Here is a 25,685-nt window from a genome sequence, read left to right on the forward strand (position 1 = left end):
GCATGCTTGTCCGGGATTCTTCAGTGGGCTGCGGTGCGCGGGTGCGAGGTTCGGCCACACCGCGGGAACCCGTCGCCCGCAGGCGGCACGGCACGGCAGGATCCATCCCTAAGATCGTGGTGACGGCCATCATTCGACCGAAGAGGGTGGACGTGGTCGAGGTTTACCTGCGGCTCGACGCAGAATCAGATATTCCGTTCATCATGGTGCGGCCATGCGGGTAGTGCTGCGTGACCGGCAGCAGTGGGGAAGCCGTGGCGTGGTCTCGACGGGGTCGTCCGCGGCCACCCTTGCCGCACTGCGTGTCCTGGAGGAGGGCGGCACGGCGTTCGACGCCGCGATCACCGCGTCGGCGATGATGACCGTCTGCATGCCGATGGCCTCCGGCCCCGGAGGCGATGCCACAGCCGTACTGCACGTGGGCGGCAAGCGGACGGCACTCGCCCTGGTCGGCCTCGGCCGGGCGCCGCGGTCCGCCCATCCGCAGGCGTTCGGTGAGCGGGGCCTGGACGCCGTACCGCGCACCGGTGTTCTGTCGGCGACCACGCCCGCGTTGCTCGACGCATGGTTCGAGGTGCACGAGCGCTTCGGCACGCTGCCGCTGGAGCGGCTGCTGCGCCCGGCGCTGCGCACCGCGTCCGAAGGCGCCGTGATCACCGGTCAGTTCCAGCGGTGGACCAGGGAGAACCTCCACGTCCTCGAACAGCCGGAGTTCCGTGGTCTGTACGGGCGGGCCGCCGAGGCGGACTCGGTCGGCACCTCCCTGCCCCAGCCCGGGCTCGCCCGCCTGCTCGACAGGGCCGGCCGCGAGAGCCGGGAGGCGCTCAACGGCTGGATCGCCGAACTGGCCCACGAGGTGAGCGCCCGCCACGGAGGATTCCTGCGCGGCGACGACGTGACCGCCACAAGGGCCTGTCTCGTTCCCGCCCTCGACGCGCAGGTCGCCGGACGCAAGGTGGCCGTGCCGCCGGCGCCCACCCAGGGGCCGCTGATGCTGCAGAACCTCGCGCTGTACGGGGCGTTGCTCAGCGACGGTGTCGACAGCGGCTCGGCCCCGGGCATCCATCTCCTCGCCGAGACCGTTCACCAGACCTTCGGCTGGCGCCTGGACCACCTGCGGGACCCGGAGTCCGCGGGACCGCCCATGCCCGACCCCCTCGGCGCGGACACCCTGGCCGCACTCCTCAGCGGCATCGACCCGGACCGGCGCACCCCCTGCCGGTACACCGGCCACTACTCGCACGGTGACACCACGCACCTGGTCGTCGCCGACCGCGCGGGCAACGCGGTGACCTGGGTGCAGAGCCTCGGCCTGGGTTTCGGGGCCGGAGTGGGGCTGCCCGAGGCGGGACTGCTGCTGTGCAACCGCCTCGGCCGCAGCGCGACACTCGATCACCGGCACGCCAACCGGGTCACGCCGGGCGCCCGGCCCGTCAACACCATCTTCCCCTGGACGATCAGCGAGGGACCGGCCGTCCGGTGGCTGGGCGGGACACCCGGCGGGGACGGGCAGTGCCAGTGGAACACCCAGGTCGCGGCCGCCCTGCTGTTCGACGACAGCACCGCGCTGCGCGCCCTGTCCCGGCCGCGCTGGACGTACTTCCCCGGCAGTGACCGGATCGAGGCCGGTCGCCCGGAACAACTCCACGTCGACGAGACGATGGAGCCGGCGGCCGTGGCCGAGCTGGTGCGCCGCGGGCACGACGTCGTGCGCAAGGCCAGTGTCGGCGGCGTCAACCGCGTCGTGTCCTGGCAGCGTGGCTCGCTGTACGGCCTGGACGACGGCCGGCAGGAGGGCCTGACGGCGGCCTGCTGAAAAGCCCGCGGCCGCCGTCGGCCGCGGTGAACCGGAAGATCATGACCGAAGGAGAGACAGTGGACCGAATCGGAGTGGTGGACACCATGTTCGCGCGGATCGACATGGGGTCGATCGCCGAGAACAGGCTCGCCGCCATGGAGGGCTTCGGGGAGCGGTTCGAGGTGGTGCGGGTGACCGTGCCGGGCTTCAAAGACCTGGCCGTGGCCGCCCGCCGCCTGATCGAGAAGGAGGACTGCGCCATCGTCATCGCCTGCGGCATGCCCGGCGGCGCGGAACTCGACCAGGCGTGTGCGCACGAGGCCGCCCAGGGCATCATGCTCGCTCAGGTGCTGACCGGAACGCACATCTTGGAGGTGTTCGTGCACACCCAGGAGGAGTCGGATCCGGTCAAGTTCGAAGAACTGTGCCGCAACAGGGTGGGGTCCCACGCCGTGAATGCATACTGGATGCTCTACGCACCCGAAGAACTGCGCAAGCGGGCTGGGCAGGGAATCCGCCAGGGCGGCCCGGACACCGGACCCCTGCTCGCCTGAATGCGGTGTGCGCCTGTACGGTGAAAACTCCCGGTTCCTGATACGTGAATAACTCGTTGCGTATGTCCGGGACTTGTACTAACTTGCGGGACGGACCATAACTCGCGCTATCTGGCCAGGGACGGTCGAGTGTTCCCAGCGGGTATCACGCGCAATACGTCGCAACCTGAAGCAGACGATCAAGAGGTCACCGCAGACGGATCCCCTGGCGGAGCGTTATCCACGGTGAAAGAGGAAGTCGCCGGGAGACGTCGGGGCGCACGGCGCCGGATATTACGCAGGGGTGTTTCCCTGAGAATTCTGGCGCCGGCCGTGCTGGGCTTCCTCCTGATCTCTCTCTGGGGCGCAGCAACCCATTTTGGATCTGTATCCGCGTTCTTCCTGCCCACTCCCTATTCCGTCGCGAAGGAGCTGGTACGCCAACTGCAGGACGGTTCCCTGCTCCACTACACGAACCAGACCCTGACCGAGAGCGCGGCGGGCAGCGCACTCGGTGTGACCGTCGCCCTCCCGCTCGCCCACGTCATCGCCCGCAGCAGGGTGGCCGCGGCGGCGCTGCAACCGTACGTGGCGGCTTCCCAGGCGGTGCCGGCGGTGGCGCTCGCTCCGCTCCTGGCCCTGTGGCTCGGCTACGGGCTGCTGCCCGTCGCCGTGCTCTGCGCCCTGCTGGTCTTCTTCCCGATCGTCGTCAGCACCCTGGTGGGACTGCGGTCGATCGACCCCGACATCATGAACGCGGCACGTGTCGACGGGGTGAGCCGCCTTCAGATGCTGCGGTACATCGAGTGGCCCCTCGCGCTGCCCGGCACACTCGCGGGCGTCCGGGCCGGGGTCACCCTGTCCATCACCGGTGCCGTCGTCGGCGAGTTCGTCGTGGGCGGCGACGGCCTGGGTCAGCTGCTCACCGTGGAACGCAGCGCGGCGGACACCGTCGGCATGTTCGCCACGCTGCTGGTGCTCACCACACTGGCGGCATGCCTCTACGGCCTGATGCTGCTGCTTGAGCGGTGGGCGCGGTGGTGACCGCCCGGCCCGCCCACCGCCCAAGACGCCCATGGTGCCCGGGGCGCCGTCGAACCAGGCATGCCCGAAGACGACAGTTCACCGTGACGCCAGAAAGAGCCTCGTTGATGAGAGTTGTCACCCCATTGCCGCTGCGGCGCTTCGGCGGCCCCCGGACGTCGACGGCCGTACTCGTGGCCGCCCTGCTGGCGGCGACCCTGACGTCCTGCGCCGACGGCTCGAAGGCAGGTGACAAGAGCGCCGCCCACGTCACACTCGGGCTGACCTACATACCCAACATCCAGTTCGCCCCGTTCTACGTGGCCGAGGAGAAGGGGTATTACAAGGACGCCGGCCTACAGGTCACCCTGCATCATCACACCGCCAGCGACGACCTCTTCGGCGGCCTGAAGGCGGGCAGGGAGGACCTGGTCCTGGCCGGCGGCGACGAGATGCTCCAGGGCAGGGCGAGCTCGGTCCCGGTGGTCGACGTCATGACGGTCTACAAGCGCTACCCCGTGGCCCTGCTGGTGCCCGGCGAGTCGCCCCTCCACGCCGCCTCCGACCTGCGCGGCCGCACCATCGGTGTGCCCGGACCGTACGGCGAGACCTACTTCGGGCTGCTGGCGCTCATGGCCGAGGCCGGGCTCACGACCAAGGACGTCACGATCAAGTCCATCGGATACACGCAGCAGGCGGCCCTGACCGCACACCGCGTCGACGGCGTGATGGGCTTCGTCAACAACGATCAGATCAACTTCGAGCAGGCAGGGCTGGACGTACGCGCCATCGATCTGGCAGGGGAGAGCAGCGCCGCGTCACTGGTGTCGTCGGGTCTCGGAGCATCCGAGAGTTTCCTCGCCAAACGCCCCGGCGATGTGCGCAAGTTCGTGCAAGCCACCCTGCGCGGTGTCGAGTTCACCCTGGCCCACCCGAAGGAGGCCGTCGAACTCAGCCGCAGTTACATCCCCGGCCTGACCGATGCCAAGAGCCAGGCGCTGGCGCAGAAGGTGCTCAAGGCGTCGGCTCCGCTCATCCGTGGCTCCGGAGGACAGCTGGGGAAGAACGACCCGCAGACCTGGCTCCGTATGGCCGGCTTCCTGAAGGACAAGGGCCTGATCCAGAAGGAAGTCCCGGCAGGCAAGGCGTACAGCAACGACTACCTGCCCAAGGAATGACGGCCGGCAGCGCTCTCGCTGTGCGCAGTCACCAGCAGTCGCGACCAGAAGGGTAGAGAAGCATGACGCTCAAGGCACTCATCCTCAACACCACTCTGCGCCGATCCCCGAGCCGCTCCCAGACCCAGGGACTGATAGACAAGGCCGTTGCCCTCTACGAGAAGGAGGGCATCGAGACAGAGGTCATCAGGGTCATCGACCACGACATCGAGCAGGAGTACTGGGACGACTTCGACGACTGGAAAGCCGGCGAGAAAGCGCGCAGGCAGGACGAGTGGCCCTGGCTGCTCGGCAAGATCCGGGAGGCCGACATCCTGGTCATCGCCACCCCGATCACCCTCAACATGTGCACTTCTGCGGCCCATGTCATCCTTGAGAAGCTCAACCTCATGGACGAACTGACGCCGCGGACCAAGCAGTTCCCGCTGTACAACAAGGTGGCCGGGCTGCTCATGTGCGGCAACGAGGACGGCGCCCACCACGTCGCCGGAACCGTCCTGAACAACCTCGGCCGCCTGGGATACAGCGTCCCGCCGAACGCGGCGGCGTACTGGCTGGGTCCGGCCGGCACCGGGCCCGGCTACATCGAGGCCAACGGCGACCGGCACTTCCACACCAACAAGCTCATCCGCTTCATGGTGGCCAACACGGCCCACCTGGCACGCGTCCTGGAGCAGACCCCGTACACCACCGACCTGGAGCGGTGCGCCGAGGAGGCACGGGGCGAGAGCGACGACGTGTTCGCGATCAGGGTCAACGTGAACACCCCGGCGATCCGCTACAAGCGCTTCCAGAAACTCGGCGACGTCACGGTCGACTCCCACTCCGCCGGTAGCTGACCAGGGGCCGGGCGGCGGTAGGCCGTCGCCCGGCCTTCACCGCCGTCCCCGGGGCGGACCACAACGGCAGCCGCAGACCGGCAGGGGAGCGAGATGAAGATCATCGAAGTGCGTGGTCTGTGCAAGGAGTACCGGATCCCCGACAAGGAACCAGGTCTGGCGGGCACGGTCAAGCACTTCATACGACCCCGCTACCGCACGAAGCAGGCGCTGTGCGGCGTCGGCCTCGACGTCGAGGCAGGCGAATCCGTCGGGTATCTCGGCTCCAACGGCGCCGGCAAGTCCACCACGATCAAGATCCTCACCGGTCTGCTGTCCCCGACCGACGGCTTCGTCAGGGTCAACGGCCTGGAACCTCATCGGGACCGCAAGAAGCACGTGCGCGAGATCGGAGCCGTCTTCGGACACCGGACAGGCCTGTGGTGGGACCTGCCGGTCATCGACTCCTTCAAGGCCCTCAGCAGCGTGTACGAGATCCCGGACGCGACCTACCGGGGCAACCTGGATGTCTTCACCGAGCTGCTCGGCCTCCACGAGATCCTGCACGTCCCGGTGCGCCAGCTCTCTCTGGGCCAGCGCCTGCGGGCCGACCTGGCCGGCGCTTTCCTGCACAGCCCGCGCCTGGTCTTCCTGGACGAGCCGACGTCCGGCCTGGACATCAACTCCAAGGCGGCCGTACGGCAGTTCATCCGTCACCTCAACCGGGAGCAAGGCACGACGGTCTTCCTGACCAGCCACGACATGGGCGACGTCGAGGGGATATGTGATCGGCTGGTCATCCTGGACCGGGGCAGCAAGATCCTCGACGAGGGCCTCGACCGGGTGAAGCACCGGCTCGCGACCGACCGGCACCTCATCGTGACGTTGCCCGAGGCGGAGGAAGCGGCCGAAGTGGTCCGGACGGTGCACACCCACACCGCCGCCACCTGCACGATGCTCGACCGGCAGCGGCTGTCCTGCTCCTTCGACCGCAACACGGTCGGCGTCGCACAGCTCGTCGGGCTGATCATGCGCCACCACGAGATCGTCGACTTCGAACTGCGTGAACCGGCGCTCGAACACCTCGTCCAGCGTATCTTCCAAAGACCCCCGTCCACGTCGTAGCGGCCAGGGGAGTTGCCGTTGAGAGCGTTTCGCGCCCTGGTCGGCACGGCTGTCCAGGAAGCCTTCATGTATCGCGGCCGCTATGCCGTGAGCGTGCTCATCAGCCTGGTCCAGATGTCGGTCCTCTACTCCATCTGGCACGCCGTCCTGCGGCACCGGCAGAATCCGGCCGGCTACACCTGGCGGGAGATGCAGACCTATCTGCTGATGTCCTTCCTGCTCACTCTCGTGGTCTCGTTCGGCACCGAGGAGCGGGTCTCGACAAGCATCCGCGACGGCAGTGTGTCGATGGAGCTGCTGAAGCCGGTGCACTACATGACGCTGCGTCTGTCCGAACTGACCGCGGCGCTGTTCGTCGAGTTGCTGTCCGTGGGCCTGTGCCTGCTGGCGGCAGCCACGACCGTGGTCCGGGTGGTACCGCCCGAGGCCCGGATGCGAGGCGCCCTGGTCCTGTCCCTGGTCATGGCGGTGGCACTGAAGGGCGCCCTCGCGGTCGTCACCGGGATCCTGTGTTTCTGGACCACCAACGCGCTCGGCCTGCTGTGGTGCCGGCAGGCGGTGGCGCTGCTGCTCTCCGGTGCCATGCTCCCGCTGCAGATGCTCCCCCACTGGCTCCGGGACATGGCCTACGCGCTGCCCTTCCAGGGCTCTTTCCACACCCCGGTGGTGATCTACTTCGGCCGGGCCGACGCCCGGCAGGCCGCCGCACTGATCGCACTACAAGTGCTGTGGCTCGGCGTGCTGTGGGGTGCGGCCGGCCTGCTGGTGCACCGTGGATTCCGGCGGCTGGACACCTATGGCGGGTGAGCGCCGCGGGCACGCCATGCCGCACTTCGCGCTGCTGCTGACCCTTCAGTACCGGGCCAAGCTGGCATTCCGCGCCGATCTTGTCCTGCAGATCGTCGCGGCACTGCTGCGGCAGGGCATCTGGGTGGCCTTCATGCTGGTGCTGCTGCGGCGGGTACCGGCGATCCACGGGTGGAGCACCTGGAAGATGATGCTCCTCTACGGCCTGGCAACCGCCCCGCTCGGCCTGAACGTCCTGCTGTTCAACGGCGTGTGGAAGCTGACCGAACTCATCCGCAAGGGCGAACTCGACGCCCTGCTCCTGCGTCCCGTCGATACGGTGCTGCACCTGTTCACCCGTGACGTGAGTCTGCACGGGCTGGGTGACCTGGCCATCGGTGTCTTCTCGATAAGCCTGGCCGCCGGCCACCTGCCGCTTCCCTTCGGCATCTGGTCGCTGCCGCTGTCGATCGTCTTCATCCTGTCCGGCAGCCTGATGTACGGCTCCGTCAACCTGGCCTCGGCCTCACTCGCCTTCTGGTTCCGGGAGCTGCACAACATCCCCTTCCTCGTGCACCAGTTCACCGACCTGGCCCGGTTCCCCCTGCACCTGTACCCTCGCGCGCTGTCCGCGCTCTTTTTCTTTCCGCTCCCCTTCGCTTTCGTCACCTTTCTCCCGGCCACCCTGCTCACGGACGGCGGCCCCGCCTGGGTCGTGCCGGCGGCGCCGGCCGCCGCCCTTGTCACCCACCTGCTGGCGAGGCTCGTCTTCCACTGCGGGCTGCGCCGATACGAGAGCGCCGGAAACTGATCACGTCCGAAGGGAGAGTCGTCCCGGATGAAGTTCACCGACGGGTACTGGCTGCTGCGGGACGGGGTGGAGGCCTGCTACCCGGCCGACGCCTACCAGATCACCGCCGCATCCGACTCGCTGACCGTCCATGCCCCGGTACGGAGAATCGAGCGCAGAGGCGACCTGACGACGGGACCCGTCGTCACCGTCCGCTGTACCAGCCCGATGCCCGAGGTCATCGCGGTGGAGATCACTCACTTCGAGGGCGTCCTGGCGCGCGGACCACAACTTGCCCTGCGTCGCGCGGCGGCCGACGGTGTCGAGGTGTCGGTGGACGACGAGGCGGCGGTGCTCACCAGCGGATCGCTGGCGGTGCGCTTCTCACGCGGTGATACCTGGCGTATGGATTTCCTGGCCGGCGGCCGGGTCCTGACCGGCAGCGGAGCGGGGGGTATGGCGGTCATCCAGGCCGACGGCCGCCCCTACGTGCGCGAACAACTCGACCTGGGTGTGGGCCACCAGGTCTACGGCCTGGGCGAGCGCTTCGGTCCGCTGGTCAGAAACGGCCAGACGGTCGACATCTGGAACGCCGACGGCGGAACCTCCACCGAGCAGGCGTACAAGAACGTGCCGTTCTTCCTGACGGACGCCGGTTACGGAGTCTTCGTGCACCACAGCGGGAAGGTGTCCTTCGAGGTGGGTTCGGAGGCGGTGGCACGGACCCAGTTCAGCGTGGCGGGCCAGTCGCTGCGCTACTTCCTCATCCACGGACCCACGCCGAAAGAGATCCTGCGCCGCTACACGGCGCTCACCGGCCGCCCGGCACGGTTGCCAGCCTGGTCCTACGGCCTGTGGCTGTCGACGTCCTTCACCACCTCGTACGACGAGGACACGGTCAGCTCCTTCATCGACGGCATGGCACAACGGAACCTGCCCCTGTCGGTGTTCCACTTCGACTGCTTCTGGATGCGGGAGTTCCACTGGTGCGACTTTACCTGGGATCCGCGGACCTTCCCCGACCCGCCGGGCATGCTGGCGCGTCTCAAGGCCCGCGGTCTGCGGATCTGCCTGTGGATCAACCCGTACATCGCGCAGCAGTCGGCGCTGTTCGCCGAGGGAAGAGACCACGGCTACCTGCTGCGCCGGCCCAATGGCGACGTGTGGCAGTGGGACAGATGGCAGCCCGGTCTGGCGGTGGTGGACTTCACCAACCCCGCCGCCCGCGCCTGGTTCGCCGCGAAACTCGACGCGCTCCTCGACATGGGAGTGGACTGTTTCAAGACGGACTTCGGAGAACGCATCCCGCTGGATGTGGTCTACCACGACGGCTCCGACCCCGAGCGCATGCACAACCACTATGCCTACCTGTACAACCAGGTCGTGTTCGACCTCCTGGAAACACGCCGGGGCCGGGGGGAAGCCGTGCTGTTCGCTCGCGCGGCCACGGCCGGCACCCAGTGTTTCCCGGTGCACTGGAGCGGCGATTGCGAGGCCACCTTCGACGGGATGGCCCAGAGCCTGCGGGGCGGGCTGTCCCTGGGACTGTCCGGATTCGGCTACTGGAGCCACGACATCGGGGGTTTCATCGGCCGTCCCGAAGCGGCTGTCTTCAAACGGTGGATCGCGTTCGGTCTGCTCTCCTCACACAGCCGTCTGCACGGCGGATGGTCCTACAGGGTCCCCTGGGCGTTCGACGAGGAGTCCGTGGACGTGCTGCGCGCCTTCACCCGGCTGAAGATGACGCTCATGCCCTACCTCGCCCGTGTCGCGGAGGAAGCGCACACGGACGGCCTGCCGATGATGCGGCCGATGATGCTGGAGTTCCCCGACGACCCGGCCTGCGCGCACCTGGACACGCAGTACATGCTGGGTGACTCGCTCCTCGTCGCTCCGGTCTTCACGGCCGACGGAGACGTCCGTTACTACGTGCCCGAGGGCCGCTGGACCAGCCTGCTGACCGGCACGACGGTCACCGGCCCCCGCTGGGTCGGCGAGCGGCACGGCTTCGACAGCCTGCCGGTGCTGGTCAGGCCCGGTTCGGTGATCCCGGTAGGAGCCGTGGACGACCGGCCCGACTACGACTACGCCGCCGGCGTCGTGCTGCGGGTCTACCCGTCGCCCGGGGCGAAGCACGTGATCACGCGGATCGTGACACCCCAGGGGGAGCCGGCCGCGGTCTTCACCGTGGACCGGCATGAGGGCCTGACACGCGTCACGGCCAGCCGGCCGGTGCCGGAGTGGTCCGTGCTGCTGGTGGGTGAGCCGGCCCCCGCCTCGGTACGGGGTGCCGTGCCCGAAGACGTGACGGACGGAGTCCTGCTGCGGTCCCTGCCCGGCGAGCTCACGATGGAGGCCCGGCAGTGACGAGGAACCGCCCGCCTCGGACGGTGACCGGAGGGGAGAGAGCGGACAACGCCGGGACACCGGGGCCCGGTTGAGGGCGGATTCCGGACAATGCGGCCGGTACCGATTGAGGAGCGCCCCGGCATGGTTCTAGGGTCGGCGTGTTCCCCCGGCTGCCGTCCGGCAGGCGGTGCGCGCCCTGCCGTCTCCTTCTTTCGCCCGATGGCCGCAAGAGGTGCCCATTGCAGGACTCCGGTGCAAGCCCCGCCATTGCCGTGGACGATCTCACCCGTACCTTCAAGGGCCCCCAAGGCCGTGTGAAGCGTGCGGTCGACGGACTGTCGCTACGGGTGGAGCGAGGCGAGATGGTGGGACTCCTCGGACCCAACGGAGCCGGCAAGACCAGCACCGTCAAGATACTCATGACCGTGCTCCTGCCGACCTCCGGCCGTGCCCGCATTCTCGGTCATGACGTGGTTGCCCGGGCGCAGACCGTACGCCGGCTCACCGGAGTCATCCTGGGCGGCGACCTCGGCCTGTACACGCGGCTGTCAGCCCGGGACAACCTGCTGCTCTTCGCGGACCTGTACGGCATCCCGTACCGGCAACAGAAACGCCGGGTACCCGAACTGCTCGACATGGTCGGCCTGCTCGGCCAGGAGCGCAAGCGGGTCGAATCCTACTCGCGCGGCATGAAGCAGCGGCTGCACATCGCCCGAGGGCTGCTGCACGACCCGGAGGTGGTCATCTTGGACGAGCCGAGCAACGGCATCGACCCGGTAGGGGCCCGCGAACTGCGCACCCTCGTACGGGAACAGGTGCGACAGGGCCGGACGGTGCTGCTCACCACCCACTACATGTTCGAGGCCGACGAACTGTGCGACCGCGTCGCGGTCCTGCACAACGGCCGGAAGATAGCCGAGGGCACCCCCGAGTCGCTGAAGAAGCAGACCGACGGCCAGGTCGTGCTGACCGTGCACGTCAACGGCGCCGGCGAGGAGCACGCGGCCCGGTTGCGGGCACTGCCCGGCATCCATTCGGTGAGCCTGTCGAACCGCGACGCGGGCCAGGTGCTCGACGTCCACAGCGGGCAGGAGACGGACGTGACAGCCGCCGTACTGGCCGAACTGCGGGGGCTTGCCGTCCTGCAGGTCTTCAAACGCGAACCCACCCTGGAGGACGCCTACGTCTCCCTCATCTCGGGTGCCGCGAAGTGACGGGGCCGCGCGGGTTGGCCGACCCGCGGGCCACCGCGGGTTACCTGGTCCGTGCCTGGCGGATGGAGCTGCGCCAGCTGCTGCGCACCCGCCTGTACCTCTTCGTCGCCGTCTTCCTGCCGCTCATCTGTGCCTCGCTGGCGTTCTACATGCTCGGTGACTCCGACCGGGACGTCGCCCCCGTCTCGGTGGCCCTGAGCGCGGGCATGATGGGCATGTGGTCCTCCACGCTGCTCGGCTCCGGCAACGCCATCAACCGGCTGCGCTGGATGCAGGTCCTCGAACCCCTGGTCGCCAGCCCCCGCTCCACGTTCCTCATCACCGTGCCGTTCGCCCTCGCCACCGCCTCCCTGGGCCTGTACGGGCTCGGAGCCACCCTGCTGTGGAGCGCGCTGCTGTTCGGCATGCCGCTGCACCTGGCTCACCCGGCACTGTTCCTCGTGGCGCTGCCGGCCACCGTCGCGGCAGTGGGGATGCTCGGCCTGCTGCTGTCCTCGGCGTTCATCCTGTATCCCACCGCCCAGTCGCTCGCCAACTTCTTCGAGTACCCGGTGTGGATGCTCAGCGGCATGCTCGTCCCCGTCTCCGCCCTGCCCGGACCGGCGCGCACCGTGTCCTGGGTGCTGTCGCCCACCTGGGGAGTGAAGGCCTTGCAGGGGGCGGCGCTCGGAGGCGGCGGGGTCGGCCGGGCCCTGGGGATGTGCGCCCTCCTCGCCGCCGGCTATGCCGCGCTCACGCTGCTGCTGCAGAGGAGGTTCGAGTGGCTGGCACGCTCCAGCGGAACGCTGGCGCTGCAGTGACCCTGCGCCTGTTCTTCGTCGCGGGCTGGCGCTCGCATCTTGCCCTGTTCCGCTGGCTGCGGCCCTCCGCGTTCCTTCCCACCGTGCTCGGCGTGCCGTTGGTGCAGCTGGTGTGGTTCGCCCATCTGGGCCGCTATCTGGGCACCCGCCCGGTCTCCTACTACGTGGTGGGCAACGCGCTGATCGGCTGCTCGATGGCCGGTCTGTTCGCACCGTCGATGTCGATCCAGGGCGAACGCTTCAGCGGCACCCTCAGTGCGGTCCTGGCCACTCCGGCCCACCGTGCGGTGATGTTCGGCGGCCGCATCGTACCGGCCGTCCTCTTCGGCGCGCTCACCTCGTCAGTCATGCTGGGCTTCGGCATGGTCGTGGGATGGGCGGCCATCCCCCTTGCCGCCCTGCCGCAGCTGGCAGCCGCCGTGCTGGTGACCGCCCTGTCGTGCAGCGCTTTCGGCCTGATCATCGGGGCTGTCGGGCTGCGCACCCGGGAGGCGACCCTCGTGTCCAACATGGTGCTGTACACGATGCTGCTGCTGTGCGGGGTGAACGTCCCCGTCGCTGCGCTGCCCGGATGGCTCGCCGTGATCGGCACGGCGATGCCGATGACGCAGGGCATCGAGGCGGCCCGGCGGGCGCTGTCGGGGGACGGTGGCGTGGCGGCCCTGCTCGGCTGGGAACTGCTGAAGGCCGCCGTCTTCGTGCTGGTCGGCCTGCTCATGCTGCGGGTGCTGGAACGGATGAGCCTGGCCGCCGCGGTCCTCGACGACGCGTGAGGCAGACACGGCACGCACTCCTCGCCGACGCCGGGTCGCGCACCCGACCGCCCCGACACCTGATCGGCCGAGACACGGCGTTTGGCTGCCCGGCCCGTGGGGGACCTCTGGCGGGGCAGTGACGGCTATGGCAGCATGTTGGCTGCCTGACTATCACCCATACAACGCAAGCGGGGTTCGGTGAAATTCCGAACCGGCGGTGAAAGCCCGCGACCCGGTCGAAGCCATCGACCGGTTGACCCGATGGAATTTCGGGGCCGACGGTCAAAGTCCGGAAGGGAGTTTGCGTGTAGTGGCATTCTGGCGCCGATCGGGCTCCCCCCGACGCGCCGTGCGGTGTCGCGCTCTTCCGCCTGGACCTCGCTTTCGTGCAGGGCCACGTCGGAAGGGGAGAAAGGATGTTCCCACTCGACACCGTCGAGGAAGCCATCGGCACTGTGCGGGCCGGAAAGCCGGTCGTGGTGGCCGATGACGCGAACCGGGAGAACGAGGGCGACCTGGTCTTTGCCGCAGAGCACGCGACTCCGGAACTGCTGGCCTTCATGGTGCGCCACACCTCCGGATTCATCTGTGCGCCGCTGACTTCGGAGAACTGTGATCGTCTTGAACTGCCGCCGATGCACCCCGTGAACCAGGACCGGCGTGGGACGGCCTACACCGTGACCGTCGACGCCCGCGAGGGCGTCACCACCGGTATCTCCGCGGCCGACCGCGCCCGCACGATCCGGCTGCTCGCTGATCCGGACACCTCTGCCGCGGACCTGTGCCGGCCGGGCCATGTCGTCCCGTTGCGCGGTGTCCCGGGCGGGGTGCTGCGCCGTACGGGACACACCGAGGCGACCCTCGACCTCGTACGGCTGGCCGGTTGCCGCCCTGCGGGCGTGCTGTGCGAGCTGGTCAACGACGATGGAACCATGAAGCGCCTGCCCGATCTGCGCCGCTTCGCCGACGAGTTCGGCCTTTGCCTGATCAGCGTCGCGCAGCTGGTCGAGTACCGGCTCAGGACCGGCGACACCCACGGTGCCCTCCCGCACCGTGCCGGTACGGCGATCGGCGTCGCCGGGTGAGCACCCCGCCGTCCGGCGGCCCTGACGCAACACCTCTGTTCGATCCAGCCGTCTGCCGCATCGGAGGCACCGTGCAGGTACGTCAGCGGGCTCCGCGCGGTGTCCGTGGGGCGCAACGAGGCACGTCCGCTGCTGTCCTCCGCCGTTCTGCAGGTCGGTCTTCCACTCACTGCTCAGGCCGACGTACGGCTACTGGATCGACACCGATCCGCACCTGGCACTGCGCCGGCGGGAGACGACCGGGGAAGTCACCGTCCCGTTCGAGAGCTACGGACTGGCAGGGCAGAACGGAGACACCTCGTTCCTGGCGATGCAGCAGGACTGCCGGCCGGCCTTTCAGCAGGCCTCACAGGAATGGGGATGGCGGCGAGTCACCCTCGACGACCTGCCGAAAGAGGAGAACATCACACGAGCCATGCGACTGATCGAACAGGACGCTCTCGGGAATTCCGGACGCAGACAGCCGGCTCGGTGAACCCGGCACAAGATCCGGCACCGGTTCCGCAGGAACTTGGCCGGTCACGTCCGATGGAGACAGCCGGGCCACTGGGATGATCCCGCCTTCGGTAACGCTTCGGGTCACTTGAAAGGCAGCTGACGAGAGGCTGGGCACACGTGTCGAAGGCGCACTTACCGACAACGCTTGCGGCGGCCGCTTCATGCTGAGCGGATACAACACCGACAGCAGAGGGCTGGCCTGGCTGCACCCCTGTCTGGCTGACGAGCGCGCGGAGTTCGCGGTGACGTTCAATCCGCTGCGTGACTCCTTCCCCAACGCCCCGGAGGAGGTCTACGCCCGGCTGCGCGACGGCAGCCCAGTGCACTACAGCAGATTGCTGGACTGCTGGGTCGTCACACGGTACGAGGACGTCGATCACCTACTGCGCGAGGACGGTGTCTTTCGCAGCGATCCGCGCTCGGCCACACAGGATCTCATCGACCCGTACACCATGCTCGACCCGGACCGCCCGTCACTGTTCATGCTCGACCCGCCCGGCCACACACGGTTGCGCACAGCAGTACGAGGTGCGTTCGGCCCGCAGGCGATGCGGCGGCTGACGCCCCGTCTCAAGGGCGGCCCTCGCCCGGCTCGCGGAGAGCTTCGAGGCCCGGTGGCCATGGTGACCGTCGATGCCACTCAGGACGAGGCCGTGGTGACCTGGCACATCCTGACCTCCCTGCCGGCCGGCCGGCAGGCGTAGGGGCCGGCGAAAGCGCCCGGCCGGCACCGGTCGTGGCAGCGGCGGCCAATTGGCCTGAACGTGACGGGTCGCCACACCACGGGAGAGCCTGCGGGTTGACATAAAAGATGAGCCGATCCTAGGGTCAAAAACTCGGAGCACCTCCGATTCATACCCATTCTCCTGATAATGCGCGCGTGTTCGGCACACTGTCAACCACGGCTTGTTCGCGGAACCAAAAATTCCGGGCGGAGGGGACGGTAAGTGAAAAAAGTGCTCCTGACGACTGCTCCGAAAGAGGCGTTGATCGAGCCCAACGGCGTGGGCGGGAATTGGTACGACCGGACCGATACCTATATGGCCTGGACGTGCGCCGTCGACATCGAGGACCGGCTGTCCGTGACGTGCCCACCGACCGGTCTCCGTTTCATCAAGCACAATGTGCCCGACGTCGAGATCCTCGAATACCCGACCTGGCAGGAATACCTCGACGCACTGCGCTCGCAGACCTGGGACATGGTCGGCATCAGCTTTTATACGTGGTCCACTCCGGTCGCGATCGAGATGGCCAAAGCCGCGCGCGAGGAAAACATACCCGAGATATGGGGCGGCAACTACGGCGTCCTGACGCCCGGCCTCGAACCCTACTTCAACAGGCTGGTGAAAGGCGCGGGCGAGGCGCCGATCCACCAGTACGTCTATGACAGGCCACTGCCCCGGGTCCGGCACCCCGCAATGATCGGGGAGAGTGGTTTCCGGGGGATCAGCTCTCCGGTCGGATACCTCTACTCGAAGCGCGGTTGCAACATCGGCTGCACCTTCTGTTCCACGCCGGTCTTCAATCCCAAAGAAGAAGCGATCTTCATGGAGGACACGTACGCGGCGCTCGACGCGTACCGGGACGCGAAGGTCGCTCACGTCATCATCTACGACGAGAGTTTCTTCCTCACCAACGCCCTGGCGGAGCGGGTGGTGGACGCCCTGGCGGAGCGCGAGCTGCCCTGGATCTGTCTGACCCGCGCCGACCTGATCCGGGGGCGCATTCCCGAACTCACCGACCGCTACATGGACGGCGCGATCGTCGGTATCGAGTCCTATCGGGACAAGAACGTCGCCGACGTGAAGAAACGCGACGACGTCTACAACGTCAGGCAGACGGTGCGTGAGTTGATCGACAACGGGCGGCGGGCCCTGGGCACGTTCATGGTCGGGTTCGCCGAGGACAGCATCGAAGACATGCAGTACGACATCGAGCAGCTCAGCCAGGAAGGGCTGTTCGCCTGCCAGTTGACGCTGCTGACCCCGTTCCACCGCACCCGGCTGTACCGGCAGATGGAGCACTTGATCGACGAGCCGGACCTCAGCAAGCACGACCTGTACAACCTGGTGTGGAAGCACCCGAAGATGAACCGCAGCGAAGCACGGGACCTGCTGGCCTGGGCGCAACGGCGGGTCAACGACCCCGAGCGCATCGCTGCCAGGCTCAAGCAGGAGATGAAGGAGAAGGTCCGCAAGGAATTCGCGCGCCGGCACGCGGCGAAGCAGGCCACCGCGTCGGGAACCGCGTCATGACGAGCCTCAACATCCTCTGCATACAACTGGGGTTCCACGAGGCCTACCCCGACGCGTCGACGCTGGCAACGACCTACAACGACGGGATCTACTACGTCGCCTCGTTCGTGCAGCAGGAATTCCCGCAGGCCCGGGTCGAGATGTGCCAGATGTACTGGGGCGAGAGGCCCGAGGACTTTCCCCTCGCCGACTACGACTACATCCTGATCTCGGCGCTCGCGACCCACTTCTGGTCCAACATCGAGACACTGGAGCTGATCCGGCGCAGCAAGCGGCCCGGCTGCGTGGTGATCATGGGCGGCCCGCACGCGGCCTTCGCGCCCTACGAGGCCCTGCGCTACGCCGACTACGCGGTGACCGCCGAGGGGGAGATCCCGGCCGTCCAGCTGATCAGGGCGCTGGAAGCCGCGGAGCCCGTCACGGCCGTCGACAACCTGGCCTACATCGGCGCCGGCGGCGAGTTGACACTGAACAAGATCACTCGTTACGGGAGCTTCGCCAACGCGATCAACCCGAAGCTCCTGGCGCGGGCACCGAAGCTGCACTGGGCCACCGTCTCGATGTCGCGCGGCTGCCCGTTCAACTGCTCGTTCTGCTACGCGATCCGTCTGCTCGGACGCCGCTTCCGCACCAAGACGGCCGAGGACGTGCGCAGCGAACTGGACGCCATCTACCAGCAGACCGGCTGCAACCGGTTCTATGTCACGGACCTGAACTTCACGACACGCAAGGGCTACTGCCGCGAGATCGCCGAGACCTTCCGCGACCGCGACTACAAGTTCATCGCCATGAGCCGGATCAACCACGCCGACGACATGGACCTGGTCCTCGACCTCAAGCGGTCGGGTTTCGAGGAGTACTGCCTCGGCGTGGAGTCGGAGGACCCGAGTGTCCTGCGGGCCTTCAACAAGCGGGTGGACCCCTCGGAACAGACCCGGCGCCTGTTGCGCTTCGCGGAGAACGACATAACGATCCACTCCGCGATCATTTTCGGACTGGAGGCCCAGGACCGTCAGGCGATCGAGGCCACCGCGTACTGGTGCGCCGAGGCACGCATCATGCACCCCGTCTTCGTATGCCTGGCGGAATACCCGTTCCAGGACCTGCTGTACGGGGCCCGCCAGGACATCGAGGATCACCGGATCATCATGGAAGTGCCGACCTACCAGCACTATTCATTCGTCGGCATCTTCCCCCGCCACATGCGTCCCAGCGAACTGCAGCGAGGCATCCTGGACAGCTATGGGATCTTCTTCAAGCGGGCGTTCGAGATCGAACAGCGACCGCAGCGACGGGCTCGCCTGAAGTCGTACGCGCGCAGCGTCGAACGCGGCCGGGCCGGCATGGAGCAGCACATCCGCTTCCTGGAAGAACTGGAGAAGCCCTACTACACCGTGTCCGGGACCCTGAAGGAGGATCTGCTCAAGGCCGACTTCGACAGCCGGCACGGCGAACTCCGCAGCTGGCTGCAGCGGTCGTCCAAGCGCTCGGACATCGAGTTCGTCAAGGGATACGCTCGATGACGGTCCGTCACCCGGCCGGAACCGTCGTCGACGCGCTGCTCGACAGCGCCGAGCGCACCCCGGACCGGCTGGCCTTCCATGTCATCGAGAGATCCGAGGACGAGTTCCCGCTCAGCTACGCGGACGTGTACCACCTGGTCGCGCAGACCGTGTCCGGCCTGACGGCACAGGGGATCGGCGCGGCGGACCGGGTGATCGTCGTCCTGCCCACCTCGCGGGACTTCCTCGCGGTCTACCTCGGCTGCCTGTACGCGGGGGTCGTGCCGCTCGCCGCGGCGGAGCCCACCGGCGCCGGCATGTCCCACTACACCGCACACCTGCGCCGGCTCGTGGAACACGCACAGGCCAAGCGGGTCGTCACCGCTGCCGAACTGGCGGACAGCCTCGCGGCCTCGCTGCCGGTGCCGGTGACGACACCGAGCGCCCTACGCCACACACCCCTCCCGTTGGACTCACCGCGGGCGAAACCGGCGTCGCTCGCCCATCTCCAGGCCACCTCCGGCTCGACCGGCACACCGAAGCTGGCCATGATCCGGCACGGCAACATCGTCGCCAACGTCCGGGCGATCGCCGAAGCGATCCTGGGCAGGGCCGACGACACGCTGGTGAGCTGGCTTCCCCTCTTCCACGACATGGGGCTCATCGGGATTTCGTACGCCCTGCACGCCCGCATCCCGATGGTGCTCTCGGACCCCGTCAACTTCCTGCGCAACCCGATGTCCTGGCTGCGCTGGATCAGCCGTCACCGTGGCACCCTGTCGCCCGCGCCCAGCTCCGCGTTCCACATCTGCGCACGCGTCGCGCGGCGACGTCCGCCGAAAGACCTCGACCTGTCGACCTGGCGCGTCGCCCTGTGCGGCGCGGAACCCGTGCACGAGAGCACCATGCGCGAGTTCCAGACGGCGTTCGGCCCCTTCGGGCTGCACGAGACGACGCTCAGGCCCGTGTACGGGCTCGCGGAGGCCACGCTCGCCGTCACCATCTCCGATGTCACACGACCGTACACCGTCGACCATGTCGACACCGAGGCCGTCGTGGCGAGGGGATATGCCGAACCCCGCCAGGCCGCCGACGCGCGCACGACCGGCATGATGTGCGTGGGCCCGGTACTGCCCGGCCATGCGCTGCGCGTGGTCGGCCCGGACCGCACGCCACTGCCCGATCGCACGATCGGCGAGATAGAGGTGTCCGGCCCCAGCGTGATCGACGGATATCTCCCCGAGCCCGGCGACACCACGACCGCTACGGCCGAGGACCAGCTCAAACGAGCCGATGGCCACCTGCGCACGGGCGACCTCGGCTATCAGATCGACGGTGAACTCCACGTCACCGGCCGCAGCAAGGACATCGTGATCATCTCCGGCCGCAACTACATACCCGACCAGCTGGAACGGTTCGTGGAAACGGTGACGGGGAGTCCGCGCACTTCGGCGGTCGTCGCGGTCGGCGTCCGGGACGAGACCCTGCACACAGAGCAGCTCCATCTCCTGCTCGACGAACGGCTCGCCGAGGGCCGGGACCGGCAGGACGTCACCGGCCAGGTCAGCCGCGCACTGAGCGAGGCGTTCGGGATCGGCGGCGTCACCTTCCACTGGGTGCCCCGGGCACAGCTCCCCCGGACCACCAGCGGCAAGATCCAGCGCCATCTGTGCCGGAAGATGATCGAGGACACCGGCGGTCGCACACAGCGGGCCGCGGAACCACTGAGCCGACGAGCATGACCTCGGGAGGGGAACACCCGATGCAGGACGAGAAGCAGGACCAGGAACTCTTCGACAAGATCGTCGGGCACATCGGTGAGTTCATGGAGCGCGACGTCTCCCATCTGACTCCGCAGTCGCACATCGGCAACTCCATCGAAGGGATGAGTTCGCTCAAGATGATCGAGCTGCTGCTCTACCTGGAGGACTGCTTCGCGGTGGACTTCGACGAATCCGTCATGGAGAAGCTGGAGACGATGCAGGACCTTGAGAACTACATACGAGGCACCCAGAAGGTGTCCGGGCAGCAGGCCTGACACGGTTTCCCGGTGCAGCGCCGGAGCGTGGTGGTCACCGGTGTGGGAGTGGTCTGCCCGCTCGGCTCGACGGTCGGCGAGCTGTGGCAGGGCCTCCTCGCCGGCCGCTCAGGGATCGCCCCGCTGACCCGTTTCGACCCGGCCCGGTTCCACAGCCGTCTCGCCGGTCAGGTCGACGACGCCGCGGTGACGCTCCCGACGGGTCCGTTCCAGTTCGAGTTCAAGCGGATGAGCGCATTCGTCCGCTACGCGCTCTTCGCCGCGGACCGGGCGGTCGAGGACAGCGGCCTGGCCGCGCGAACGCCGAGCGACGGGAGCACTCAGCAGCCCCGCCGGGATCTCCCGCCGGGAGGGGCCGTCTTTCTGGGCGTGGCCATGGGCGGGCTGCCCAGCATCGAGGCCGGTGTTCTCAAGCAGGAGCAACAGGGGGTGCGCAAGACCAGTCCGTTTCTGATTCCCTCTCTCATCCCCAGCATGGCGGCGAGCGCGATCGCCCTGCACCACGGGATCGCCGACGAGCAAGTGACGATCGCCGGCGCCTGCGCGAGCGGCTGTCAGGCAGTGGGGCAGGCGATGCGCGCGATCCGGTCCGGAGCCCGCACCTGGGCACTGGCCGGCGGCGCCGAGTCGGTGACCACTCCGATCACCTACTCCGGCTTCCAGGCCATGAAGGCCCTGAGCCGGTACGACGATCCGGCGAGCACACCCCGCCCGTTCGACCGCCGCCGGGACGGCATGGTCGTCGGCGAGGCAGCTGCCGTGTTCCTGCTGGAGGACAGCGAACACGCCGAAGCACGCGGCGCGCAGGTGTACGGCGAACTGACCGGCTACGCCACGAACAGCGGTTGCGACGACATCACCGGCATCTCCACTCGCCATGTGACGCGGTGCATGAGCAGCGCACTGGCCGATGCAGCCGTGGCACCGGACACCATCGACTGCGTGTTCGCGCAGGCGTCCGGCATGGTGCAGGCCGACGCGGCGGAACTCGCCGCCGTGCGTGACCTGGCATCAGGGACCGGCAGACAGCCCGTCGTCACCTCCATCAAGGGACACACGGGGTACACCTTCGCCGCGAACGGCCCGATGAACCTCGCCGCCGCCCTGATGGCGCTTCGCCACCAGACCGTCTCACCCACCCTGAAATACGAACAGACCGACCCCGAGTTCGCCGACATCGACATCGCCCGCGAACCGCGGAAGGCCGAGCTGCGCCGTTGTCTGATCAACGCCTTCGGTTTCGGCGGGATCAATGCGAGTCTCATCGTGTCGCGCGCACAGCCGCGCACGGCCGTGACACCCAGCTCAGAAGGAGACAGCCTTGGGTTCCGCGTCGACGCACTTCGATAGGCTCACCCGCTGCTGCATGAAGTGCAGGATCTCCCAGTTCCTGAACAAGACCATCGAGATCGAGAAGGAGGGAGTCGCCCGGGTCGCCATCCCCTTCAACGGCGACCTGACGCAGAACGCCGACTTCCTGCACGCGGCCATGCTGTTCGAGGTCGCAGACACCGCCGGGTTCATGGCGGCCAACTCGATGGAGGAGACCTACAGCGTCCTCACGGTCGACTATCACATCAACCTGATCCGGCCGGTGCGGAAGGAAGGCATCCACGCCATCGGCGAGGTGGTGACCGCGGGGAAGACCATCTATGTAGCGCGCAGCGACGTCTACAGCGACAGCGGCAAGCTCGTCGCGGCGGGCCAGGGCACCTACACCGTGTCCAAGATCCTGCTCGCCGACCTCGACGGCTACAACGACTGAGCGGCCTGGATATCGTCAAGGTCCACCCGGCGGTGGAAGCACGGTCGGTCATCGAGTACCGCCGCAACGACGGCTGACCGCCCCCATCTCCCACTGCACTGCTGACCGGCTGATACGGAGACCGTGGTGAGTGACGGACGCGAAGGCTTCCTGAACGTCATGCGCTCGGTGTACGAGCGCTACCTCGTCGGTGTGCCAGGTGTCACCGAGGTGTGGCTCATCCGGCACGCCGACTCCTACACGGGACTGGAGGACTACCGGGGCGACCCGCGCGATCCGTCACTGTCCCACAAAGGCAGGGTTCAGGCCGGGCTCCTGGCCGCCCGGCTGGCCGATGTCCCACTTGAGGGTGTGTGGGCGAGCGGTGCGCGCCGTGCCCAGGAGACCGCGAAGGCCGTCGCCGCCGGGCACGGTCTGAGCGTCGTCACCGACCCCCGGCTGCGGGAAGTGCGCACCAACTGGGACGACGGGCGGCCCAGCGAGCTGAAACCACATGGGGTGTACCCCTTTCCCGAGCCGGAGAAGGAAGTCGCCGAGCGGATGCGGGAGGCGGTCGCGGCAGCCGTCGCCGCCACCCCCGCGGCAGACGGCGCAACGCCGTCCCGGGTGGCGGTGGTCGGCCATGACTCGGCCCTGGTGATCCTTCTCGGCAGCCTGCTGAACCTCGGCTGGGGCCAGCTGGACATGCTCCTTCCGCTGACGAGCGTCTCCGTGGTCGCGGTCAAGGGCGAGCGCATGGTCGTCCGGTCGATCGGCGATGCCACCCACCTGGTCTCGGCTCCGCCCGACATGCCCTGAGGGTGCGCGCGGAGGTGACGGCTGACCATCGTCTACCCCTGCTGCCGGCGCGTGACTATCCTCGTCCCACGCCGGCCGTCGGAGCGCGGAAGGGAGCGGGGAACCTTGGCAACCACCTGTCCGGTGATCTCGCGGATCTCGGGAGTGAGGTCACTGGATCCGGCGGTGTGGCGACGACTGACCGCCGACGGCCCACACTTCTACGCGAGCCTGCCGTGGCTCGCCGCGCAGGAGGACTTCAGCGGACAGCCACAGCGACTGCTCGTCGCCGAGCAGGACGGAGCGGTGACGGCCGTACTGCCGTACGCCGTTCCGGACCGGGAGTTCAACCCGTTCTACGAGCCGCGCGCCCTGTGGGGGGAGCGGGCTCCGGCCGCCGACGGCCTGATACACCTGGGCGTCGGCCGCGGCTACGACAACCCCGTCCTGCTGGAGGCCTCCCCGGAAGGCGAGCGGGGCGAACTCGTGGCCGCCCTCGCGAACGAGGTCGGCAGGCTGGTGGCCGAGACCGGCCGGCCGGCTGTGGCGCAGTACGTCCGGGCCACCGCGACCGACACCGTCGCCGCGCTGCTGGGCGGCACGGCGGTCACCGTGGTGCCCGTCGGGCTGAACGCGGTGATCCGCCTGCCCGGCACAGGTTTCGACGACTACCTGCGGGCTCTCCCCGGCTCCCGGGCGTCCCGGCGACGCAAGATCGGCTATGAGCGCCGCCGGTTCGAGGCGGCCGGATATCACGTCGGCTGCGAGAAGCTCCGCGACTGCCGGGACGAACTCGCCCCGCTGCTGGTGCAGTTACAGCACAAACACGGTCAGAGTGCCACCACGGAGTCCACCGCTCGCCTGCTTGGGTCCCAGGCCGAACACCTCGACGGCATCGTGTTCACCTGCCGACGCGACGGTGATCTGCTCGGCTTCTCCCTGGTCTACCCCTGGCACGATGCACTCCACGTACGCATGGCCGGCTTCGACTACCCGCGCCTGGCCGGAGCGTTCGAGTACTTCAACCTCACCACCTACCTGCCCATCGACCACGCCTACCGGCACGGCCTGCGTGAGGTCCACCTCGGTATGGAGAGTTACCGGGCCAAGCTCCTGCGCGGTGCCGTACTCGCCCCGACCATCACGCTGTTGGGGCCGGGGGCAGTCGACGACCCGGACGGGCTGCGGGCCGCGGCATGGCGAAGGGCCGCCGCATGGGAGAACGAAATCCACGACACGGCAGGGGCGTTCACCATCACCGGCGTGTTCAAGGAGGCCGGAGCATGTCCGAACGGCTGAAGTTGCTGGTGCTCGGCGCCGGCAACCAGCGTGAGCGGGCCTTTTACCGCTGGGCCGCCGACGGGCTGGCGGTGACCCTGGTGGACGGCTTCTCCTACGCGCGCTACGACCATCTCGCCGAACAGTCGCTGCCCGAGGAGGTCCGGGACAGCGCCCGACCCGATCTGGACGCGCTGTGCGCCCTCGCCTCCCGGTACCACGGCGTCACCACGCTCTCCGACGAGTGCCAGATCACCGCGGCCCTGGTCGCCGAGCGGCTCGGGCTGCCCACCGCCGGGGTGGACGCGGCACGGCTGGCGCGTGACAAACGGCGCCAACGCGAGGTGGCCGCCGAGCACGGCCTGCCGACCGTGGCCCACCACGCCGCCGGCGACCCGCACGAGATCGCCGAGTTCGTCACCGCACGAACGGGCCCGTGCGTGGTCAAGCCGGTGGACGCGGGAGGATCCGCCTCGGTGGCCCGCGTGACCGGCGCCGACGAGGCGCTCGCGGCCTGCGAGGCGATCCGCGCCCGCGGCCACGAGACGTTTCTGGCCGAAGAGTTCCTCACCGGCTCGGAGATCAGTTACGAGGCCGTGGTGCGCGACGGGCGCATCGCGCACTCCAGCGTCACGGAGAAGGACGTGATCGGGGACGACTGCTTCCTGGAGCGCCGTCACCTGGTCGCCGCACCGGAGCGGGAAACCCCCGGTTCGGCCGGCGAACAGGCCCTGCGCGAGAACGTCCCCGCCCTGGCGGACGCCCTGGTCAAGGCCTTCGGGGTGATCGACGCGGTCATCCATCTGGAGGTCAAGCTCACCGACCGTGGTCCGGTGCCGGTCGAGATGGCGGTGCGTCCGGCCGGGGACTGCATTCCCGAACTCGTCGAACGCACCCATGGCCGGGACCTCTACCGGGAACTCGCGGCTCTGGCCACAGGACGTCAGACGCCGGCAGGAGAACCGACGGGGGAGAATGCGGCGGTCGCCGGGGTGCGGTTCTCGCTGGGCACGGGCCGGGTCACCGGATACGCACGCCCCGTCGACGTCCTCCAGGGCCTGGAGACGGTACGCATCGCCGTGCAGAGCGGGCAAGTGGGCCGCATATACGCCGAGCCGGCGGGCAACTGGGACCGCGTCGGCTATGTGCTCGGCTGGGGTCCATCCCGCCCCGTACTGGAACGGGAACTGGCCCTCGCCGCCGGCCGCCAGCTCTCCCTCACAGGCCTCAAGGAGCGGTGACAGCAGTGCCCCAGGACGCCGGTCCACGGCGGGACCGGCGGGACCCGATCGCGGCGCGGGGCGCGAAACGGAGCCGA

At 68.3% G+C, this 25,685-nt stretch carries 22 protein-coding genes, 1 pseudogene and 1 riboswitch; all 23 genes and pseudogenes read left to right on the forward strand.

The features are described from left to right. Positions 1 to 214: 214 nt before the first annotated feature. Positions 215 to 1,816: a gamma-glutamyltransferase gene (locus O1G22_RS43585; protein ID WP_270086806.1), complete on the forward strand. Its 1,602-nt coding sequence runs from the start codon at positions 215 to 217 to the stop codon at positions 1,814 to 1,816. Between the two features lie 59 nt (positions 1,817 to 1,875). After that, positions 1,876 to 2,352 carry a riboflavin synthase gene (ribC, locus tag O1G22_RS43590; protein ID WP_270086807.1) on the forward strand — a complete coding sequence of 159 codons (477 nt, stop codon included), beginning with the start codon at positions 1,876 to 1,878 and terminating at the stop codon, positions 2,350 to 2,352. A gap of 462 nt (positions 2,353 to 2,814) precedes the next feature. Then, positions 2,815 to 3,375: a riboflavin ABC transporter permease RibX gene (ribX, locus tag O1G22_RS43595; protein ID WP_270086946.1), complete on the forward strand. Its 561-nt coding sequence runs from the start codon at positions 2,815 to 2,817 to the stop codon at positions 3,373 to 3,375. Between the two features lie 107 nt (positions 3,376 to 3,482). Further along, complete coding sequence (locus tag O1G22_RS43600) at positions 3,483 to 4,532, forward strand: ABC transporter substrate-binding protein (RefSeq protein ID WP_270086808.1); 1,050 nt, start codon at positions 3,483 to 3,485, stop codon at positions 4,530 to 4,532. Between the two features lie 62 nt (positions 4,533 to 4,594). Further along, positions 4,595 to 5,371 (forward strand): 8-demethyl-8-aminoriboflavin-5'-phosphate synthase RosB, encoded by a 777-nt coding sequence (gene rosB, locus O1G22_RS43605; RefSeq protein WP_270086809.1) that lies wholly within the window; start codon positions 4,595 to 4,597, stop codon positions 5,369 to 5,371. Positions 5,372 to 5,464: 93 nt separating this feature from the next. Then, on the forward strand, positions 5,465 to 6,475 hold the full coding sequence (locus O1G22_RS43610; protein WP_270086810.1) for an ABC transporter ATP-binding protein: 1,011 nt from the start codon (positions 5,465 to 5,467) through the stop codon (positions 6,473 to 6,475). Between the two features lie 18 nt (positions 6,476 to 6,493). Beyond that, positions 6,494 to 7,282: an ABC transporter permease gene (locus O1G22_RS43615; RefSeq protein ID WP_270086811.1), complete on the forward strand. Its 789-nt coding sequence runs from the start codon at positions 6,494 to 6,496 to the stop codon at positions 7,280 to 7,282. Next, on the forward strand, positions 7,272 to 8,072 hold the full coding sequence (locus tag O1G22_RS43620; RefSeq protein WP_270086812.1) for an ABC transporter permease: 801 nt from the start codon (positions 7,272 to 7,274) through the stop codon (positions 8,070 to 8,072). The genes O1G22_RS43615 and O1G22_RS43620 overlap by 11 nt, the downstream gene beginning before the upstream one ends. Positions 8,073 to 8,099: 27 nt before the next feature. Further along, a complete protein-coding gene (gene yicI / locus O1G22_RS43625) occupies positions 8,100 to 10,418 on the forward strand; it encodes an alpha-xylosidase (protein ID WP_270086813.1) in 2,319 nt (772 codons plus the stop codon). Positions 10,419 to 10,762: 344 nt separating this feature from the next. Beyond that, a complete protein-coding gene (locus O1G22_RS43630; RefSeq protein ID WP_428986541.1) occupies positions 10,763 to 11,614 on the forward strand; it encodes an ABC transporter ATP-binding protein in 852 nt (283 codons plus the stop codon). After that, positions 11,611 to 12,414, forward strand: coding sequence for an ABC transporter permease (locus O1G22_RS43635; protein WP_270086814.1), 804 nt, complete (start codon positions 11,611 to 11,613; stop codon positions 12,412 to 12,414). Before O1G22_RS43630 ends, O1G22_RS43635 begins: the two co-directional genes overlap by 4 nt. Then, positions 12,375 to 13,187: an ABC transporter permease gene (locus O1G22_RS43640; protein ID WP_270086815.1), complete on the forward strand. Its 813-nt coding sequence runs from the start codon at positions 12,375 to 12,377 to the stop codon at positions 13,185 to 13,187. The genes O1G22_RS43635 and O1G22_RS43640 overlap by 40 nt, the downstream gene beginning before the upstream one ends. Positions 13,188 to 13,349: 162 nt before the next feature. Continuing rightward, positions 13,350 to 13,478, forward strand: a riboswitch (FMN riboswitch). Between the two features lie 107 nt (positions 13,479 to 13,585). Then, positions 13,586 to 14,194: pseudogene (ribB, locus tag O1G22_RS43645) on the forward strand (3,4-dihydroxy-2-butanone-4-phosphate synthase); the annotation flags it as partial. Between the two features lie 719 nt (positions 14,195 to 14,913). Then, complete coding sequence (locus O1G22_RS43650; protein WP_270086816.1) at positions 14,914 to 15,456, forward strand: cytochrome P450 family protein; 543 nt, start codon at positions 14,914 to 14,916, stop codon at positions 15,454 to 15,456. A 243-nt stretch (positions 15,457 to 15,699) separates the two neighbouring features. Continuing rightward, the gene (locus O1G22_RS43655; protein ID WP_270086817.1) at positions 15,700 to 17,007 is read left to right on the forward strand and encodes a B12-binding domain-containing radical SAM protein; all 1,308 of its coding nucleotides are present in this window, start codon (positions 15,700 to 15,702) and stop codon (positions 17,005 to 17,007) included. Continuing rightward, positions 17,004 to 18,530 carry a B12-binding domain-containing radical SAM protein gene (locus O1G22_RS43660; RefSeq protein ID WP_270086818.1) on the forward strand — a complete coding sequence of 509 codons (1,527 nt, stop codon included), beginning with the start codon at positions 17,004 to 17,006 and terminating at the stop codon, positions 18,528 to 18,530. The genes O1G22_RS43655 and O1G22_RS43660 overlap by 4 nt, the downstream gene beginning before the upstream one ends. Next, positions 18,527 to 20,251, forward strand: coding sequence for an AMP-binding protein (locus O1G22_RS43665; RefSeq protein WP_270086819.1), 1,725 nt, complete (start codon positions 18,527 to 18,529; stop codon positions 20,249 to 20,251). The genes O1G22_RS43660 and O1G22_RS43665 overlap by 4 nt, the downstream gene beginning before the upstream one ends. A 20-nt stretch (positions 20,252 to 20,271) precedes the next feature. Continuing rightward, positions 20,272 to 20,547, forward strand: coding sequence for an acyl carrier protein (locus tag O1G22_RS43670; RefSeq protein ID WP_270086820.1), 276 nt, complete (start codon positions 20,272 to 20,274; stop codon positions 20,545 to 20,547). A gap of 12 nt (positions 20,548 to 20,559) precedes the next feature. Beyond that, on the forward strand, positions 20,560 to 21,897 hold the full coding sequence (locus O1G22_RS43675) for a beta-ketoacyl-[acyl-carrier-protein] synthase family protein (RefSeq protein WP_270086821.1): 1,338 nt from the start codon (positions 20,560 to 20,562) through the stop codon (positions 21,895 to 21,897). Between the two features lie 16 nt (positions 21,898 to 21,913). Beyond that, the gene (locus O1G22_RS43680; RefSeq protein ID WP_270086822.1) at positions 21,914 to 22,312 is read left to right on the forward strand and encodes a PaaI family thioesterase; all 399 of its coding nucleotides are present in this window, start codon (positions 21,914 to 21,916) and stop codon (positions 22,310 to 22,312) included. A 126-nt stretch (positions 22,313 to 22,438) separates the two neighbouring features. Next, positions 22,439 to 23,110: an 8-demethyl-8-aminoriboflavin-5'-phosphate phosphatase gene (rosC, locus tag O1G22_RS43685; RefSeq protein ID WP_270086823.1), complete on the forward strand. Its 672-nt coding sequence runs from the start codon at positions 22,439 to 22,441 to the stop codon at positions 23,108 to 23,110. A 105-nt stretch (positions 23,111 to 23,215) separates the two neighbouring features. Further along, positions 23,216 to 24,388: a GNAT family N-acetyltransferase gene (locus tag O1G22_RS43690; RefSeq protein WP_270086824.1), complete on the forward strand. Its 1,173-nt coding sequence runs from the start codon at positions 23,216 to 23,218 to the stop codon at positions 24,386 to 24,388. Further along, on the forward strand, positions 24,373 to 25,608 hold the full coding sequence (locus O1G22_RS43695) for an ATP-grasp domain-containing protein (RefSeq protein WP_270086825.1): 1,236 nt from the start codon (positions 24,373 to 24,375) through the stop codon (positions 25,606 to 25,608). Before O1G22_RS43690 ends, O1G22_RS43695 begins: the two co-directional genes overlap by 16 nt. Positions 25,609 to 25,685: the final 77 nt, after the last annotated feature.

The organism is Streptomyces camelliae, from assembly GCF_027625935.1.
Lineage (GTDB): Bacteria > Actinomycetota > Actinomycetes > Streptomycetales > Streptomycetaceae > Streptomyces > Streptomyces camelliae.

What these genes read in the sequence shown, in the direction of transcription:
- O1G22_RS43585 (WP_270086806.1), top strand. Translation starts at nt 215, where the DNA reads ATGCGGGTAGTGCTGCGTGACCGGCAGCAGTGGGGAAGCCGTGGCGTG.
- O1G22_RS43600 (WP_270086808.1), top strand. Translation starts at nt 3,483, where the DNA reads ATGAGAGTTGTCACCCCATTGCCGCTGCGGCGCTTCGGCGGCCCCCGG.
- rosB (WP_270086809.1), top strand. Translation starts at nt 4,595, where the DNA reads ATGACGCTCAAGGCACTCATCCTCAACACCACTCTGCGCCGATCCCCG.
- O1G22_RS43610 (WP_270086810.1), top strand. Translation starts at nt 5,465, where the DNA reads ATGAAGATCATCGAAGTGCGTGGTCTGTGCAAGGAGTACCGGATCCCC.
- O1G22_RS43620 (WP_270086812.1), top strand. Translation starts at nt 7,272, where the DNA reads ATGGCGGGTGAGCGCCGCGGGCACGCCATGCCGCACTTCGCGCTGCTG.
- yicI (WP_270086813.1), top strand. Translation starts at nt 8,100, where the DNA reads ATGAAGTTCACCGACGGGTACTGGCTGCTGCGGGACGGGGTGGAGGCC.
- O1G22_RS43630 (WP_428986541.1), top strand. Translation starts at nt 10,763, where the DNA reads ATGGTGGGACTCCTCGGACCCAACGGAGCCGGCAAGACCAGCACCGTC.
- O1G22_RS43650 (WP_270086816.1), top strand. Translation starts at nt 14,914, where the DNA reads ATGCTGAGCGGATACAACACCGACAGCAGAGGGCTGGCCTGGCTGCAC.
- O1G22_RS43660 (WP_270086818.1), top strand. Translation starts at nt 17,004, where the DNA reads ATGACGAGCCTCAACATCCTCTGCATACAACTGGGGTTCCACGAGGCC.
- O1G22_RS43665 (WP_270086819.1), top strand. Translation starts at nt 18,527, where the DNA reads ATGACGGTCCGTCACCCGGCCGGAACCGTCGTCGACGCGCTGCTCGAC.
- O1G22_RS43670 (WP_270086820.1), top strand. Translation starts at nt 20,272, where the DNA reads ATGCAGGACGAGAAGCAGGACCAGGAACTCTTCGACAAGATCGTCGGG.
- O1G22_RS43680 (WP_270086822.1), top strand. Translation starts at nt 21,914, where the DNA reads ATGAAGTGCAGGATCTCCCAGTTCCTGAACAAGACCATCGAGATCGAG.
- O1G22_RS43695 (WP_270086825.1), top strand. Translation starts at nt 24,373, where the DNA reads ATGTCCGAACGGCTGAAGTTGCTGGTGCTCGGCGCCGGCAACCAGCGT.